A 17,179-nucleotide genomic window follows, 5' to 3' on the forward strand; every position below is an offset into this window, starting at 1 on the left:
CCTTTATAACTCATTATCTAACAGGGGAATACGGATATCAACCGCCATCCCTTGCTTGGGAGCTGTCAATAACTGAACCGTCCCTGCCATATCTTCGACCCGCTCCTTAATATTACGGAGTCCATAATTCAGCTCATCTAAGCTCCCTAACTGGAAACCAATTCCATTGTCCACTACCTTCAGTTGCAATTCAACATCTGTCTGATAGAGATAGACATCCAAACAAGATGCCTGGGCATGGCGGAGGGTATTGCTAATCAACTCTTGCAGGATACGGAAGATATGCTCCTCGATTTTCTTAGGCAATTTCGTCACATTTTGCTTAAGACTAACTCTGAGATCACTCTTATCCTCAAGCTCTTTTAAGAGAATTTGGATTCCCTCAACCAGACTCTTCTGCTCCAGCTCAACTGGTCTCAAATGCAAGAGCAAGACCCGCAAATCCTTCTGGGCAGTTTCTACAATAGCTGTGACACTCTGCAACTGGGTCTGCATCTTTTCTCTATCCAATTTCAAAGACTGCTGGCTAACACCTGACAAAATCATGTGAGCCGCAAACAACTCCTGACTGACTGTATCGTGCAAATCCCTAGCAATCCGCTTCCGTTCCTTCTCGATGATTTCCTCTTCCTGAGCAAGACTCTGATTTTCAGCCTTTTGAAGAGCCTCTGTCAAGAGGTTAAGTTTACCTGACAAGGACTTGAAACTGGCATCCAAATCTGGTTCGACAACCTGAACTACTTCTTGCCCTGCCAACAAACGCTTGAGATTAGCCTGCATTTTTCTTAGAGAAATCTCTTCAATACCTCGCCAAAATAAGGCTAAGAGACAGGTCATGGACATGCTAAACACCAACAACAAAAAGACAAATTTTTCTGTTTTTTCGACATCCCGCAAGAAAATAGACCAGTCAAAGTCAAGGATGTCCAGCAAGCTGTGGGACAGAAATAAGACAAACAGTATGGAGGTGAGAGCAATGATTATATAAGCTTGTTTTTTCATCCTCTGACCACCTCCACATCCCCAATCATAGTGGTCAAGAAAATCTTGACACTCTTGTTACTCTTGAGATAGTCTCTTGTTTCTTGATGATAGTGTTCATTGCGGAGGGCTCGCTTGGGCTGGTTGAAAAAAGTCAAATCACCATAGAGACAATTAACGCTGAGACTGACTTCCACATCAACAGGTACAATGATTTTAGTCGTTCCTAACATCTTTCTGAGGATAATGACATTGTCATGATTGGTTAGGATGACCCTCTCCAGATGAATGGTATCCTTGCCCATGAGACGAAAGAGATTGATATCATCAAACTTGCAAGTCTGGTAGCTTGAAAAATGATGGAGATTTCCAAACCAACGATTTTTCTCCTTCTTAACCGTTACCACCTCTTCAAAAACCAAATTGGTTTGCTCTTTTTCCTGGTTCATCATCGGATAAAGAAGAAAGAGGCTGTATATGACCGCAACAAAAATAGCTAAAATCACAAAAGGATTGAGCATGACGATGAAAAAGAAGAGAATGGTTGCCACTACTAAGAGAAGATTATTGCCCTCTTTACCAGTGTAATAGCGAATCAAAAGCAAAAAGAGGAATAAAATCAGCAGAAAACGCGAAAAATGCTCTGAAACCATCAAAATCAGAGCTCCCGTCAACAGACAGGCTTCGATAAATAAAAAGATTTTAAATTTTCTCATAGGTTCATCCTCTCCCTTCTATTTTATCACACTTCAAAAAAGTCACCTCGGTCTGAAGATGGAAAAAAGGCGATGGTTACGCCTTTTTCATCTGATCCTTTGCTTCTTTTAATTTTCCATAAAGAATGTAATCTACGCTTTGCAAATCTGCTATGGTGGCACAATTAAGGGCACACATAATTAAACGCAGATCGTCTTTCCAACCTTGGACAATGCCAATCACTTCTTCAACTGTATAGGTTTCAACCAATTCTAGAACTGTTCGAGACAGTCCTACAGCCTTGGCTCCAAAAACCAAACACTTAATCATATCCAGCGGATTGCGAACGCCTCCACTGACCAAGAGTTCAACCTTATCTTTCCATTCTTGGGCATTGAGAAGGGCCTGCATGGTGGACTGCCCCCATTGATTGAGGTAATCACGTTGACCACTGCGACGGTTTTCGATATAAGCAAAGCTGGTACCGCCACGACCCGATAGGTCCACTGTACGAACACCCAGTTCATAGGCTCTCTCGATGGTCTTGGCATCCATTCCAAAGCCCACTTCCTTGAGGACAATCGGAACAGGGATTTGCTTGCTATAGTCTGCCAGATGCGATTGCCAGTTTCGAAACGTTCTTTCTCCCTCAGGCATGAGCAATTCCTGCATGACATTGACATGCACTTGTAGGAGAAGAGGATTCATTTCTTCTACAGTCTGAAGACCTAACTTGACAGGCTTGTCCAATCCAATATTGGTTCCAAGAAGGAGATTTGGATGGCTAGACTTGACAGAAAAAGAGTCATCTGCTGGATCTTTGAGGGCTGCGCTATAAGAACCCGTCACAAATAAAATCCCACAGGCTTCCGCCACCTGAGCCAGCTTTTGATTGATTTCTCTTCCCTTATCACTCCCACCCGTCATGGCATTGATATAAAAAGGAAAGTCCCACTTTCGACCAGCAAACTCTGTCGACAGATTGATTTCATCCAGATCGTAAAGAGGCAAGGAAGAATGAATCAACTCCACCTCATCAAAGCTATTATAGGAACTTTTCTGCTCAAGGGCATAGCGGATATGCTCATCCTTGCGATTTGTCGTCATGTCCTATCCTTTCTTGATATAAGAGCTCAATCCCCAGATCGGCCCAACGGTTTTTTAGAGTTTCAGTTGATTGCTCATCAAAACTCAAGGCAATACCACAATCACCACCACCAGCGCCGCTACTCTTGGCAACAACCTGCAAATCTTGACTGACTTCTTTCAACTGTCTAAGCGAAGGCGTGTAAATATCTGCGCTCAAGCTTTCTAAGAGCTTACTGGCTACTTCTACTTGCTCGATAATTTTTTCTGATTCTCCCTGCTCCAAGGCTTCTACCAAAGTAGCCACTGTTTCTTTTGAGGAACTTAAAAAATTCTGATTGATATTTTGCTTGATTTGCTGGACCATGTGACTCGATACAGCCACTTCCTTGGTCCATCCCACTAGGAAATCACATTCTAAAGTTGGTTTCACTTGCGAAATTAAAAAGCCCCAATCACGCTCTAAAACTGTCGCCAAATTTTCTTCTTCCAACCAAGCAGCCACCTTCTGGCGATCAAATGACTGGTAAAGAACCAATTCCTCTGCCACAATACAGGCAATGTCTCCCATAGAACCATTGTCTCCTCGCTTGAGCAAGACCGCACTGGCCAGCTTGAACAAGAGATTCTGATCAACCGAAAGATTATACAGAGCCAGCAAAGCCTTGACAACCAAGACAACGACGCTACCGCTAGAACCCAAGCCAAACTTTTTCCCTTCTCTTTCCATTTTTCCTAGAATCTCCAAAGAAAATGGTCGCAAGGTCTGCCCACGATCAGCGAGGAAGTCATTCATCAAAGCAATCGTTTCTTGAATCAAGCTATAGTCAGGATTTGGCGTCAAATCTACTGCGAAATCAAACATATCCGAGTAGATACGGTATCTCTCAGAAAAAGCAATCTCGCCCTTCATATAGATGGGAATGGCCTTTATCAAGGCCAACTGCCCTGGCTCTAAAATAGCATATTCACCTGCCCAATAGAGTTTTCCGCAAGTTTTAACAGCAATCATCTTGGCTCAAATCCTTTGTTTTTGACACAATCAAGCGATAACGTTGACTGAAGATTTCAGATAAATGCTCCAAGTCTTTCTCCTGACAGAGGACCTTGACATTGGGACCAGCATCCATAGTAAAGTAGCAGGCCTCTCCTTGCTCACGGAGCTGGCGAACAAAGTCCATGGCCTCATAGCTTGCATCGGTTAGATAGGAAAAGGCTGGTGATGCTGTTTTCGTCGTAGCGTGCATAGCAAGGGCATTTTCCTCCGTTAACTCCCCAACCTTGGCAAAGTCATTTTCCTTGAGATAAACCAGCATATCCTGATAATCCTTCTCAGACTGCCGCACCCAGTCGTCAAAAGTCGTCGAAGTTTCCACACAAAGTTTCATCCCATCACGGCTAGAGATTGGTTTTTTCTTGTCTTCTAGCACCAACATAATCATAGCTAGTTTCAGGTCTGTCTCTACAGGGTAAATCTCTCCGCTATCCTTGTCCCAGGCACCTAGCGGTCCATAAAAACTCCGAGAAGAAGAGCCTGAGGCAAACTTAGCCTCCTGCGCCAACTGACTCCGATTCAAACCAAGCTTGAAATAAGCGTTGCAAGCCTTGACCAAGGCGGACAAACCACTAGAACTTGAGGACAGGCCCGCTGCGGTAGGCATATTGTTTTGAGTATCGATACGGACAAAGTCCTCACCTTCTGGACGGTAACGGTCGATAATCTTACTCATCTTGGCATGCTCCGCTTCATTTTGTAGCTGACCATTGATATAAAATGCATCAGCTGTCGCATGGGCTGGTAAAGGCGACAAGGTCGTCTCCGTATACATATTCTCCAAAGTCAGAGAAATACTGCTAGTAGCAGGTACCATCTCTTTTTCTCTTTTCTTTCCCCAATATTTAATAATAGCAACATTTGCGTAGGAACGTACTGTTACAGGCTCTCTATCCATGTCTGAACAGCTCCTTTCTCTTCTAATCTTTCTGCTAGTTCTTGTGCGTGTGTCAAATTGTCTGCCAAGGCTATGATACAGCCTCCAAGCCCACCACCACTCATCTTGGCACCCAGAGCACCATGACTAAGTGCCGTTTCAACCAAAGAGTCTGCTTCAGGGCTACTGACACCAATTTCTTTTAAATGTAAATGTGCTTGACTGAGGATTTGTCCCAGTCCTTCAGCATCTTTTTGTGAAATCGCAACTTCTGCCTGCCGGGTCAATTCTCCCAAGGCATGCAAAAACGGTAGGGCATCCTTGCCCTTACTTTGAACCACTTGGATGGCTTCACGAGTGTGACCATAAACGCCCGTATCTGCAATCACCAAATAGGCAGATAAATTCATCTCAAGCTCTGTAAATCCTACATTCTTAATAAAGCGAATAGGTTGGTCACTGAGACAGGTCTTAGCATCCAAACCACTTGGATTCATATGGGCAATCATCTCAGCCCGATTGACCAAGATTTCTAGTACATCATGAGGTAGTTCTGCCTGATAGTAGTCAAATACCGCACGAATGGCCGCTATGCTAATAGCAGCTGACGAACCCATTCCCCGTTTTTCAGGGATAGCCGAGTCAATCTCACAGCGAATGCAGGCTTCTTTGATATCCAAATACTCAAGCGAAGCATAAACTGCCATGGACATGGTATCCTCCTCATAGAGACGCCAAGGTCTCACTGCAGGAACTACCTTACAAGTCACCTCCACCTCCAAAAGAGGCAGGGAAATGGCAGGATAACCGTAAACGACAGCATGCTCCCCTATTAAAATTATCTTACTATGTGCCTGACCGACACCAACTTTTTTTGTCATATTTTCCTTTTATTAGACGAAAAAGCCGTCTCATTTTTTCATACAAGTATTGCTTCTCTCCTATCTATTTTATTATATTTTCACAAAAAAAGCGATTGTTTCCATTCACAATCGCTTTTCCCATTATAGGGATATATTTCCATCATTTCATTATTTAAACGATTTCTAGCATATCCTATTCTTCTCGTTTTTTAGAAAATACCGTAAAGGCACCTAGGATAGATAAGCCACCTAGAGCTACCAACCATTCATCTTGTTGACTACCTGTCTGAGGTAATTCATCCTTCTTGTGCACTTCAGTACTTCCTTGATTCCAATCTTCTGAAGAAATTGAGGTCGGAGTTGGTGTTGGTTGCGGTTCTGGTTTCGGTTCTGGCTTAGGCTCCGGCTTAGGCTCTGGTTTCGATTCTGGCTTAGGCTCTGGTTTCGGTTCTGGCTTAGGCTCTGGCTTTGGTTCAGGCTTAGGCTCTGGTTTTGGCTCCGGCTTAGGCTCCGGTTTTGGTTCAGGCTTAGGCTCTGGTTTCGGTTCTGGCTTAGGAGTCGGTGCGTTAGCCACGAATACCCATGTTCCTACAAACTCTACATCTGCTTTATTTACTTGTTTATTTTCAGCATCGTAGCTCTTGAATACCCATGTTCCATCATTTTCTGTATCAACATACTCTGTTTTTGTTGGTTGAATTGTTGTTACATTTGATTTATCTACATAACGGTTTTGGTCGGTTGGTTTATAGTTTTCGATTGCTTCTGGCAATGTCTTACCTGGTGTCCCACTTTCAAATTTGTAGATTACACCGTATTTATTAGCCTCGAATACCCATGTTCCTATAAACTCTACATCTGCTTTATTTACTGCTTTATTTTCAGTATCGTAGCTCTTGAAAACCCATTTACCATCGTTTTCCGCATCTACGTACTCTGTTTTTGTCGGTTGAGTCGCAACTACATTTGCTTTATCTGCATAACGATTTTGGTCGGTTGGTTTATAGCCTTCTATCGCTTCTGGCAATGTCTTACCTGGTGTCCCACTTACAAATTTGTAGGTTACACCGTATTTTTTAGCCTCGAATACCCATGTTCCTACAAACTCTACATCTGCTTTATTTACCTGTTTATTTTCAGCATCGTAACTCTTAAATACCCATTTTCCATCTTCTTCTGCAACTGGGTACTCTTTTGTAGTTGGTTGAATCGCATCTACATTTGATTTATCTACATAACGGTTTTGGTCTGTTGGTTTATAGCCTTCTATTGCTGCTGGCAATGTCTTACCTGGTGTCCCACTTTCAAATTTATAGGTTACACCGTATTTATTAGCTTCGAATACCCATGTTCCTATAAACTCTACATCTGCTTTATTTACTTGTTTATTTTCAGCATCGTAGCTCTTGAATACCCATTTACCATCATTTTCTGTATCAACGTACTCTGTTTTTGTTGGTTGAATTGTTGTTACATTTGATTTATCTACATAACGGTTTTGGTCTATTGGTTTATAGTTTTCGATTGCTGCTGGTAATGTCTTACCTGGTGTCCCACTTTGGAATTTGTATGTTACACCGTATTTATTAGCCACGAATACCCATGTTCCTACAAACTCTACATCTGCTTTATTTACCTGTTTATTTTCAGCATCGTAGCTCTTGAATACCCATTTCCCATCGTTTTCTGCATCAACATACTCTGTTTTTGTTGGTTGAATTGTTGTTACATTTGATTTATCTACATAACGGTTTTGGTCTGTTGGTTTATAGCCTTCTATTGCTGCTGGCAATGTCTTACCTGGTGTCCCACTTTCAAATTTATATGTTACACCATATTTATTAGATTCGAATACCCATGTTCCTATAAATTCTACATCTGCTTTATTTACTTGTTTATTTTCAGCATCGTAACTTTTGAATACCCATTTCCCATCGTTTTCTGCATCTATATACTCTGTAGTTGTCGGTTGTGTTGGTGTTACATTCGCTTCATTTTCGTAAGTAGCTGTATCTTTTGGCTTATAGTTTTCGATTACTGCTGGTAATACTTTTCCCTCTGTTCCACTTTGGAATCGGTAGGATACATTATAAAATGTAACATAACCTAGTTCTAAAACGTTAGCTTCTACTTTGTTAATAGGTAAATTTGTAGCTGAATCCAGGCTTAACCAGCCACTACCGATTCTACCTGCACTTGGATGAACATTACCCTCAACAGAACCTGTTACTTTTAGTACTGTATTTCCATTTGTATCTGCTAACTCTTTGGCTTTATCTTGATTAATACGAACAACCATCTGATTGATTTCTTCATCACTCTTATTAGGGAATAAAGCTTTAAGTTCTGTTGATGTAAGAGATCGAAGTGTCATATTGCGCAGAATTGTTTCAGCAATAGACTTACCTTCATCCGGTTTTACTACACTCTCAGCTATACTCTCATTTCGTTCATTTTCCGGTCTATTACTATCATATCCGTTTAAAGATCTAAGAATCATTCTAAATGTTATATTATGGTTACCTTTAGTTTCAACACCAAATGTGACTCTAGGGTCCGTATTACTAACGATTGAATTAAAGCTATCTTTTGTATTTCCTAAGGCTGTCCCTTCTTTTGAATACACATTTAGGATTTCCTTCGTTCCATCTTCCTTAATTCCAAGAGCATACAATGGTCTCCATGAGTAACCATTAAACTCTGCATATAATTTTTCCGGAACAACTAAATCTTTGTCTAAATTCACATTTAAGTCTACATAGGTGTAAGTTTTTTTCTTTTCATCTAATTTAAAATTATTATCCTTGTATGTGTTGGATAAAACCGGACCAACATATCCTACATGAGGATTTCTATACACAGTCATCGCTGTAGTTTTATCCATTTCAAACTCAGCTTTTAAAACCACTTCATTCACTTTTGTAGTATCATTATTGTCCGGTTTATACTCATCAATGATACGGCGGGTATTTTTTTCTTTGTCTTTTATTTCTTTATTTAAATTAGTATTAGGTAATACTTCTTCTGATTCTACATTCGTATCAATATGAACCTTATTATCATTAATGGCAAATTTATTCATTCCACCTATAATCGCAAATCCCATAGAAAATTTATCAGCAGGGAAAGGTGTATCTTGGTCATTTAGACTGGCATAAACACCATATAGCTTAGAATCAGCTGACAAGCCATTCGGAAAGGCTGTAGCTATAGTGTCTTCTGCCGAGAACAGTCTTGCACCATCTGCAATTTTCCCATTTACTGGCGGCATATCAGACCAACCAAGAAAAGTTTTTGCAGCGCCACGGAAAAGACCTGGATTAGATAAGGGACTCCCTAATTTATCTGTAGCATTCTTATATGTATTTTCAGTATCTTTTTTTTCGTGTGATTCACTTGTCCATTGACCAATAAGACTTACTTTACCATCATAATTTGCTGGTTCTGTTGCTCTTTCAAGCCCTCTAGGTTTCTCATTATTATTTCTTGCTTCAACATTATCTTCTGGCTTAATAGGCCCATTTTCTGTTAATGCAGCTCTATTATTTCCATTACTCTCAGTTGATGCAGCTGTATCTGTATCTGTATTTGTATTTTCTATTTCTGTGTCACCAGTATTAGCACCAGAAGTGCCTAGTGTGCTTGTTGTACTTGCTGAACTTGCTGAACCTGGTGTACTTGGTGGGGCTGGTGTGCCTGATACTGGTTCGCCTACTCCTGGTCCATCCGCTTGAACAGTCGCCACACCAGTTGCAAAAAACAACACCGAAGCTACTGCTACACTAGCTACTCCCAAATGATGTTTTCTAATAGAATAGCGTAAAACTTTTTCCCCGTTTTCTTCACATTTTCTTGACTTAAAGTTCATTTTCAACCTCATTTCTTTTTTACAAATGGGTACTTATACCCCCCCCCTTAAATATTTAAGCATTTAAAGAAGGTTCGATTTTTAAGCCTAAAATTGTAATTGTTATGGTGCTTTCAAAAAAACACTTGATATTACACTAACATTATATACCTTTTTCTAAAACATGTCATGTAAAACTGGGCAAAAACTCAATTTTGTTAAAAATAAGTAAATAAGTAAATCTTTCCACAATAAACCGCATATTATCAAGTTTTTGCCAATTTTTTTGACGCCTGATAATATGCGGTTTTCTGATTTTAAAAACTTTTTATCCAGTATCACTTCGTGAAGCTGCACTCTTACTTAAAATTTATCTCAAATTACAAAATACTATCATTATTTATCGAACCCATTCGCCATTATAGTTGACGGAGTAGCCATCTACAGTGGTATTCACTGCCAAAGCACCTGAACTGTAAGCATAGTACCATTTGCCATTGACCTGGAACCAGCCTGTCGTCATATCACCATTTTTATTATCTAAGTAATACCATGTTGATCCATCTTGATACCAACCAGTTGTCATAGCTCCTGATGAACGAAGGTAGTACCAACGGTTACCAACATATACCCAACCTGTTTTCATATCACCATTTTGCTGGTCTAAGTAGTACCAAGTTGAGCCTTCCTGATACCAACCCGTCGCCATGGCCCCCGATGAACGGAGATAGTACCACTTGTTACCAAGATATTGCCAACCTGTTTGCATTGCAGCACTTGTTGAATCCAGATAGTACCAAGTTGAATTATCATTGATCCAGCCACGCACTAGCTCCCCAACCGTCAAACTGTCGATACGAGCATCGAAGCTACCATCCTCCTGTAAATAATACCAATGCCCTTCGTCAGAAATCCAACCAGTTTTTAAAGTGTGATAGCTACGCTGATCTTCAAAATAATAGACTCGTTTCTCTGCTGGACTATCATATTGTTCCCCATGATGTTTGTTGGTATTTGTAGCAGTTTTTGCTTCTAAAACTTGCTTACCAACAAATTCTTGTAGTACCCCATCTTGACCAAAGTAAAACCAATCTGGTCTAAAAGCAATATCTTGCCTTAGAGAAGAACCAATCGTAACCCCTTCGTGTGGAGCAGGTATATATTGCCAGCCGACAACCATCTCTCCAGATAAAGAATCAAAATAATAGTATTTTCCATCAATCACTCGCCAGTAGGTTTCTTTGAGGTTCCCCTTCTTATAGTAGGTTCTACCATTTTCTTGGATAAATTGCCAGCCTTCTGAATCAGCATCATCCGCCAATACTGCACTTGTCGCTAGCAAACCAAAGAAAAAGACTGCTAATGCGATTTGCATCAATTTTTTTATTATTTTCATTAGACCTATCCTCCATAACTGATTGTAGCAAAGACCCGACTGCATGTCAATATATAGAAATCTTTCAAAAAAAGCAGTTACATAACTGTGAACTGCACCCCAAAAGTTAGACAGAAAAAATCTAACTTTTGGGGTATTTTTATTATGAAATTAACTTATGATGATAAAGTTCAGATCTATGAACTTAGAAAACAAGGATATAGCTTAGAGAAGCTTTCAAATAAATTTGGGATAAACAATTCTAATATTAGGTACATGATTAAATTGATTGATCGTTATGGAATAGAGTTCGTCAAAAAAGAAAAAAATCGTTACTATTCTCCTGAATTAAAACAAGAAATGATTGATAAAGTTCTACATGAAAACTGGTCTCAAGATAGAGTTTCTCTCGAATATGCTCTCCCAAATCGTGGTATGCTTCCAAATTGGATGGCACAATACAAGAAAAACGGGTATACTATTGTTGAGAAAACAAAAGGGAGACCATCTAAAATGGGACGTAAACCAAAGAAGAAACCCGAAGAGATGACAGAGTTAGAACGACTTCAAGCAGAAAACGAGTATCTGAGAGCGGAGAATGCTGTCCTAAAAAAGTTGAGAGAACTCCGCTTGAAGGAGGAAAAAGAGAAAGAAGAAAGACAGAAATTGTTCAAGAATTAATCACTGATTTTTCGTTAGATATTCTTCTAAAAACCATTAAACTCGCTCGTTCGACCTACTACTATCATTTGAAACAGCTAGACAAACCAGATAAGGATCAAAAGCTTAAAGCTGAAATTCAAGCTATTTTTACCGAACAAAAAGGAAATTACGGATATCGTCGAATCCATTTAGAATTAAGAAATCGTGGTTATGTGGTCAATCATAAAAGAGTTCAACGCTTGATGAAAGTGCTCAATTTACAAGCTAGAATCCGCAAGAAACGCAAGTATTCTTCTCATAAAGGAGATGTTGGCAAGAAAGCAGACAACCTTATTCAACGCCAATTTGAAGCAGCTAAACCAATGGAAAAGTGTTATACGGACGTGACAGAATTTGCCATTCCAGCAAGCGCTCAAAAGCTTTACTTATCACCAGTTTTAGATGGCTTTAATAGCGAAATTATCGCCTATAATCTTTCAACTTCACCCAACTTAGAACAAGTAAAAACAATGTTGGAACAAGCATTCACAGAGAAGCGCTACGAGAATACGATTCTCCATAGTGACCAAGGCTGGCAATATCAACACGATTCTTATCATCAGTTTCTAGAGGGTAAGGGAATTCAAGCATCCATGTCACGTAAAGGTAACAGCCCAGACAACGGCATGATGGAATCTTTCTTTGGCATTCTGAAATCGGAGATGTTTTATGGTTATGAGAAGTCATTTCAGTCGCTTAAGCAATTGGAACAAGCCATTGTAGACTATATTGATTACTACAACAATAAACGAATTAAGGTAAAACTAAAAGGACTTAGCCCTGTGCAATACAGAACTAAATCCTTTGGATAAATTAATTGTCTAACTTTTTGGGGTCAGTACACTGCAACTGCTTTTCTATTCTTGCATGGTGTAACCAACACCACGAACGGTTTTAATGTAGCTTTTCTGACCTTTTACATCAAGCTTGCTACGTAGATAACGGATATAGACATCCACGATATTGGTTTCGGTCGCACTTTCATACTTCCAGACACTTTCCAACAACTGCTCACGAGTCAGAACTTTCTTGCTTCCCATAAGAGTAGCCAAAAGGTCATACTCACGGCGCGTCAGAGCAATCATCTCCTCGCCACGATAAACGGTATGATGCTCTACATCCATACGCAGATTGCGATAAGACGTTGGAACCTTCATCTGACTACAGTGTTGATCTATAAAGTCCCGACCTCGGAAAATCGCTGAAATACGAGCTACCAGATTCTCAATAAGGACTGGCTTATAGATGTAAGAAACAGCAAAGCGTTGGATTGTCTCAATATGGTCTTGCAATTCTTCGCGATGATCCAAGACCATGATGACTGAAGCTGGCTTAGTCCGACTCAGCTTGTCTGCAAAATCCTGGGCCGTCATATCCCCCAGATGAGCATTCAATAAAATCAAGTCATAGTCTGTTTGAAGAGCCATGGAGAGGGCTTTTTGCCCCTCCTCAACCTGATCAACTCGGTATTGCTCTTTTTGGAGTTCCAAACTTAAAAAGTGAGCTAGATTTCGTTCTTTCTCAAGTAATAAAATCCGTTTCCCCATGGCAGACCTACTTATTTTTCGTCATACCAAGAGTAGTGGAAGGTTCCTTCTTTGTCTTTACGTTGGTAAGTGTGGGCACCAAAGTAGTCACGTTGCGCTTGGATCAAGTTAGCTGGAAGGTCAGCTGAACGGTAGCTATCAAAGTAAGTAATAGCTGCTGAGAAAGTTGGCACTGGTACACCAGCTTGAACAGCAAGAGCTACAATATCACGCACTGCTTGTTGGTACTTAGCAGTAACATCCAAGAAGTACTCATCCAAAAGAAGGTTGGCAAGGTCTGCATCACGGTTGTAAGCATCTGTAATCTTTTGCAAGAAACGAGAACGGATGATACAGCCATCACGCCAGATAGATGCGATGTCTGCAAATGGCAAGTTCCAGTTGTTTTCTTTAGAAGCTACACGCAATTGCGCAAAACCTTGTGCATATGAAATGATTTTTGAGAAGTAAAGGGCTTGACGAATCTTTTCAATCAACTCAGCCTTGTCTCCTTCAAATTTGAAGGTAGCTGGTTTTGGAAGAACCTTGCTAGCATGCACACGTTCTTCTTTGTAAGTAGAGATGTAACGTGCAAATACTGACTCAGTGATGAGTGACAATGGCACACCAAGGTCAAGTGATGATTGGCTAGTCCATTTACCAGTTCCCTTGTTACCTGCAGCATCAAGGATGTAGTCTACGATTGGTCCATCTTGACCTTCATCGTCTTTACGGCTCAAGATATCAGCTGTGATTTCGATCAAGTAGCTGTCCAATTCACCCTTGTTCCACTCAGTAAAGATTTCAGCCATATCTTCTGCTGAAAGACCTAGCAAGTGTTGCATCAAGTCATAGCTTTCTGCGATCAATTGCATATCACCATACTCGATACCATTGTGAACCATTTTCACATAGTGACCAGCTCCATCAGGACCGATGTAAGTCACACATGGTTTGCCATCTTCTGGTGCTTTAGCTGAGATTTCTTCAAGAACATCCGCAACCAATTCGTAGGCCTCTTTTTGTCCACCAGGCATGATAGAAGGACCTTCAAGGGCACCTTTTTCACCACCAGAAACTCCAGTACCGATAAAGTTGATACCTGAGTTTGCCAATTCTTCATTACGACGGATTGTATCTTTGTAGAAAGTGTTTCCACCGTCAATCAAGATATCACCCTTGTCAAGGTGTGGAAGAAGGGCTTGAATTGTAGCATCTGTACCAGGTCCAGCTTGAACCATGAGCATGATACGACGAGGTTTTTCGATTGAGTTTACAAAACTTTCAACATCATAGCTTGGTACAAAGTTCTTTTCAGGATGGCAAGCAATTACATCTTCAGTTTTTTCTTTACTACGGTTGTAAATAGCAACTGTGTAACCACGAGATTCAATATTAAGGGCAAGGTTACGACCCATTACGGCCATACCTACGACACCAAAGTTAGCTTTTGTCATTTGACACTCCTCTTGTTTAATTTGTTTTATTTTATCATTTTTACTTTTGAAAAGAAAGAATTTTGTAACGACTGCTTAGTAGTCCAAAGCATCCGCATGTCCAGAACCATTTCCAACAAAGTATCCTGTCTTACAGTTAAGGGTAAAGAGATAGGTTCCATCTGGCTTGTAGAGGTTGTAATAACCATTGCCATTAACGATATTGACACGTTCAAGGATGTATTGGTTACCAGTGATATAACCACGTGAGCGTGAAGTCGCTAAAATTTGTTCCAAAACACCATCCGCGAAATCCCAGGCAGAGTTATTGCTATCATCAATAGCTGATTGGTTATAAGAAACACGACTCGCACTTCTTTGAACAGCAACTCCTGCACTTGATACACCCATATTGACTTCACTGCGGGTACTTCTAGTTTCAGTTGATGCCGTATTTGAACTACTTGGGCTTGTTTCACTAGCAGTATTTTCACTTGCTTGACGAGAACTTGAGCTGCTAGTTTCACTTGAACTTGAGCTTGAAGCACTTGTTTGCTGGCTCTTACCAAGACTGATAGCCTTATCTAGAACTTTATCAAGCTCCGTATTTCCAGTTTTAATATCTGTAAATTTAGCATCCGATTTGACTTTAGCATTGGTATCCAAGACACCATCCACAATAGCTGGTTTTTCAAATTGTGCATTGACATCTTGAATGGCCTTGATTTGCGTTGCTAGACTATCATACTTAGATTTGGCAAGGGTATGTTCACGACTACCTTCCAGCTTATCAAGCAAGGTCTTAAGTTGACTCAGTTTATCAAACTGACTATTTTTCAAAGCAGTTTTATTGCTATCTGTATAGAAGCCATCATATAAATTATTGAATTCTTCTACATCTGACTGCGTATTTGTAGTTGATTGAGAAGTCTGGATTTCCTTGGTCGAACGGGTCACTTGACGATAGACATAATAAGCACTGACACAGATAACCACTGATACGAGCGCCAAAGCGGTCAAAACAAAACCTTTTTTACTTTTCTTTTCTGGGTCCTCTTGATCCAGACGAGAAAGTTTTTTCTCCTCTTCCACTTCCCCAGTCATTTCTGCTGAATTTTCATCCTCTAGTACTATAGGATCCCAGTCTTTATCCTCATCGTCCAGAGGCAGTGGAGGTAAGATAGCTTCAGACGATAGAACTTCCTCTGAATAGGCTTCTGACTCCTCTACAGCTTCACGCACTTCTTGGATTAAATCGTCCAGACTTTGAGTTTCGATTAACTCCTCTTTTTTGTATTGGCGAGTCGCAAACTTATCTGCTTCGATTTCATCTTTGTGTTGCTTGACATACTTGTCCAAAATGGAATCTTCAGGCAAGACTCCTGCTTCCACTTCTTCATTTTTACGAATAGCTTGACCAACTGTTAACTCTTTTGCTTCATCAAAATCAAATCGCGGTTCTTGGTTTTCTTTTTTATGACGATTCCGTCTTTTCTTACTCATGAGTTTTCCTTCCTACTTTACTTCCTGACGTTTAACACGCTGACCAAAATATTGATACAAATCAACTTTTAAAGTTCCGTTGTACAACTTACGTTTCTTATCCGCCTGACTACCGTACTTGGTCTCAAAGGCTTCATCACTGGTTAAGATAAACTTGCTCCACGTTTTCAGAGGAGCAAATACTTGACCCATCTCAGCATAAAGCTTGGTAACCCCTGCATCATCTGACAAGCGTTCACCATAAGGTGGGTTAGAGATAATCACTCCATTGATTTTATCAGAACGCAAATCCTGCACGCGCATCTGCTTAAAGGTAATATCTCCTACAACACCTGCTGCCTGAGCATTAGCCTTAGCAATTTCCACCATACGTGCATCGATATCACATCCCATGATATCCAGTTCCAGCTCACGATCCACTTTCTTAGCCGCCTCTGTGCGCACTTCTTGGATCAAGCGATCGCTAATCCAGTTCCACTCCTCAAAGGCAAAGGAGCGACGAAGACCAGGCGCCATCTTTCTAGCAATCATAACTGCCTCGATACAGAAAGTTCCCGAACCACAGGTAGGATCAATCAAAGGCTTGTCTGGATACCAGTTAGAAAGTTGCAAAATGGCTGCTGCCATGTTTTCCTTGATAGGAGCGCCACCTTTTTCTGTACGATAACCACGTTTAAAGAGGCTAGTCCCTGTCGTATCAATCATGACAGTTGCTATGTCTTTCAGAATAGAGACCTCAATTTTAAACTCTGGACCAGTTTCCATCAGAGGAACTCCTTCTGGACGAGCATAATGTTTCTGCAATTTCTTGACAACGGCCTTCTTTGAAATAGCCTGAACACTGGGTTCATTGTGTAATTTAGATTTCACACATTTAGCTTTTGAAATTGGGAACCGAGCTCCAAGCGGTAAATAATTTTCCCAATCTAAGGCGAAAACTCCTTGAAAGAGCTCCTCAAAAGTCTTAGCTGGGAACGTTCCTACGATAATTTTGATACGGTCTGCTGCCCGAAGCCAGAGGTTGGTTTCGATAATGGCTCTCACATCTCCTTGAAAACGAACACGTCCATTTTCAACCTGACAATCGTAGCCAAGCTCTCGCACTTCACGTCCCACAACAGCCTCAAGACCCGCCGCAGCAGTCGCGATTAAATTAAATTCTTTTTTCATTTTCAGTCTTATAAGACCTTTCTATATGTCCACTTTAAAAAATGAGGTTGAGAAAATTTCTCA

General features: G+C 40.6%; 13 protein-coding genes. 1 reads left to right on the forward strand and 12 read right to left on the reverse strand.

All coding sequences use genetic code 11. The features are described from left to right. Window positions 1-3 precede the first annotated feature (3 nt). The 8 genes from STYK_RS08475 to cbpF all read right to left on the reverse strand — a co-directional run bounded on the left by STYK_RS08475 (window position 4) and on the right by cbpF (window position 10,800). Complete coding sequence (locus STYK_RS08475) at window positions 4-1,002, reverse strand: envelope stress sensor histidine kinase LiaS (RefSeq protein ID WP_261804886.1); 999 nt, start codon at window positions 1,000-1,002, stop codon at window positions 4-6. Then, a complete protein-coding gene (gene liaF, locus STYK_RS08480; protein WP_261804887.1) occupies window positions 999-1,697 on the reverse strand; it encodes a cell wall-active antibiotics response protein LiaF in 699 nt (232 codons plus the stop codon). Before liaF ends, STYK_RS08475 begins: the two co-directional genes overlap by 4 nt. 76 nt (window positions 1,698-1,773) lie before the next feature. Beyond that, window positions 1,774-2,784: a type 2 isopentenyl-diphosphate Delta-isomerase gene (gene fni / locus STYK_RS08485; RefSeq protein WP_261804888.1), complete on the reverse strand. Its 1,011-nt coding sequence runs from the start codon at window positions 2,782-2,784 to the stop codon at window positions 1,774-1,776. Beyond that, on the reverse strand, window positions 2,762-3,775 hold the full coding sequence (locus tag STYK_RS08490) for a phosphomevalonate kinase (protein WP_261804889.1): 1,014 nt from the start codon (window positions 3,773-3,775) through the stop codon (window positions 2,762-2,764). The genes fni and STYK_RS08490 overlap by 23 nt, the downstream gene beginning before the upstream one ends. Further along, window positions 3,762-4,715 carry a diphosphomevalonate decarboxylase gene (mvaD, locus tag STYK_RS08495; RefSeq protein ID WP_261804890.1) on the reverse strand — a complete coding sequence of 318 codons (954 nt, stop codon included), beginning with the start codon at window positions 4,713-4,715 and terminating at the stop codon, window positions 3,762-3,764. The genes STYK_RS08490 and mvaD overlap by 14 nt, the downstream gene beginning before the upstream one ends. After that, window positions 4,697-5,575, reverse strand: a complete 879-nt coding sequence (gene mvk, locus STYK_RS08500; protein WP_261804891.1) for a mevalonate kinase — start codon at window positions 5,573-5,575, stop codon at window positions 4,697-4,699. Before mvk ends, mvaD begins: the two co-directional genes overlap by 19 nt. 175 nt (window positions 5,576-5,750) lie before the next feature. Then, window positions 5,751-9,425: an SHIRT domain-containing protein gene (locus tag STYK_RS08505; protein WP_261804892.1), complete on the reverse strand. Its 3,675-nt coding sequence runs from the start codon at window positions 9,423-9,425 to the stop codon at window positions 5,751-5,753. 379 nt (window positions 9,426-9,804) lie between these two features. Further along, entirely contained in the window at window positions 9,805-10,800 is a 996-nt protein-coding gene (cbpF, locus tag STYK_RS08510; RefSeq protein WP_261804893.1) for a choline-binding protein CbpF, read from the reverse strand. A 144-nt stretch (window positions 10,801-10,944) separates the two neighbouring features. Between cbpF and STYK_RS08515 the strand changes: the two genes are divergently transcribed. Beyond that, window positions 10,945-12,293 (forward strand): IS3 family transposase gene (locus tag STYK_RS08515; protein ID WP_261804648.1). Its coding sequence is split into 2 segments (ribosomal slippage): window positions 10,945-11,386 and window positions 11,386-12,293, totalling 1,350 coding nucleotides; the frame shifts between segments, so codons are not numbered across the junction. 45 nt (window positions 12,294-12,338) lie between these two features. Here STYK_RS08515 and STYK_RS08520 read toward each other — a convergent pair. From STYK_RS08520 to STYK_RS08535, 4 genes are all read right to left on the reverse strand, one after another. Continuing rightward, window positions 12,339-13,028: a response regulator transcription factor gene (locus tag STYK_RS08520; protein ID WP_173274385.1), complete on the reverse strand. Its 690-nt coding sequence runs from the start codon at window positions 13,026-13,028 to the stop codon at window positions 12,339-12,341. An 11-nt stretch (window positions 13,029-13,039) separates the two neighbouring features. Beyond that, complete coding sequence (gndA, locus tag STYK_RS08525; RefSeq protein WP_050219820.1) at window positions 13,040-14,464, reverse strand: NADP-dependent phosphogluconate dehydrogenase; 1,425 nt, start codon at window positions 14,462-14,464, stop codon at window positions 13,040-13,042. Window positions 14,465-14,539: 75 nt separating this feature from the next. Then, window positions 14,540-15,946, reverse strand: coding sequence for a cell division site-positioning protein MapZ (gene mapZ / locus STYK_RS08530; RefSeq protein ID WP_084923660.1), 1,407 nt, complete (start codon window positions 15,944-15,946; stop codon window positions 14,540-14,542). A 12-nt stretch (window positions 15,947-15,958) separates the two neighbouring features. Further along, window positions 15,959-17,116, reverse strand: coding sequence for a THUMP domain-containing class I SAM-dependent RNA methyltransferase (locus STYK_RS08535; protein ID WP_084923658.1), 1,158 nt, complete (start codon window positions 17,114-17,116; stop codon window positions 15,959-15,961). Window positions 17,117-17,179 lie beyond the last annotated feature (63 nt).

Source organism: Streptococcus toyakuensis, assembly GCF_024346585.1.
In the GTDB taxonomy this organism is placed as follows: Bacteria; Bacillota; Bacilli; order Lactobacillales; family Streptococcaceae; genus Streptococcus; species Streptococcus toyakuensis.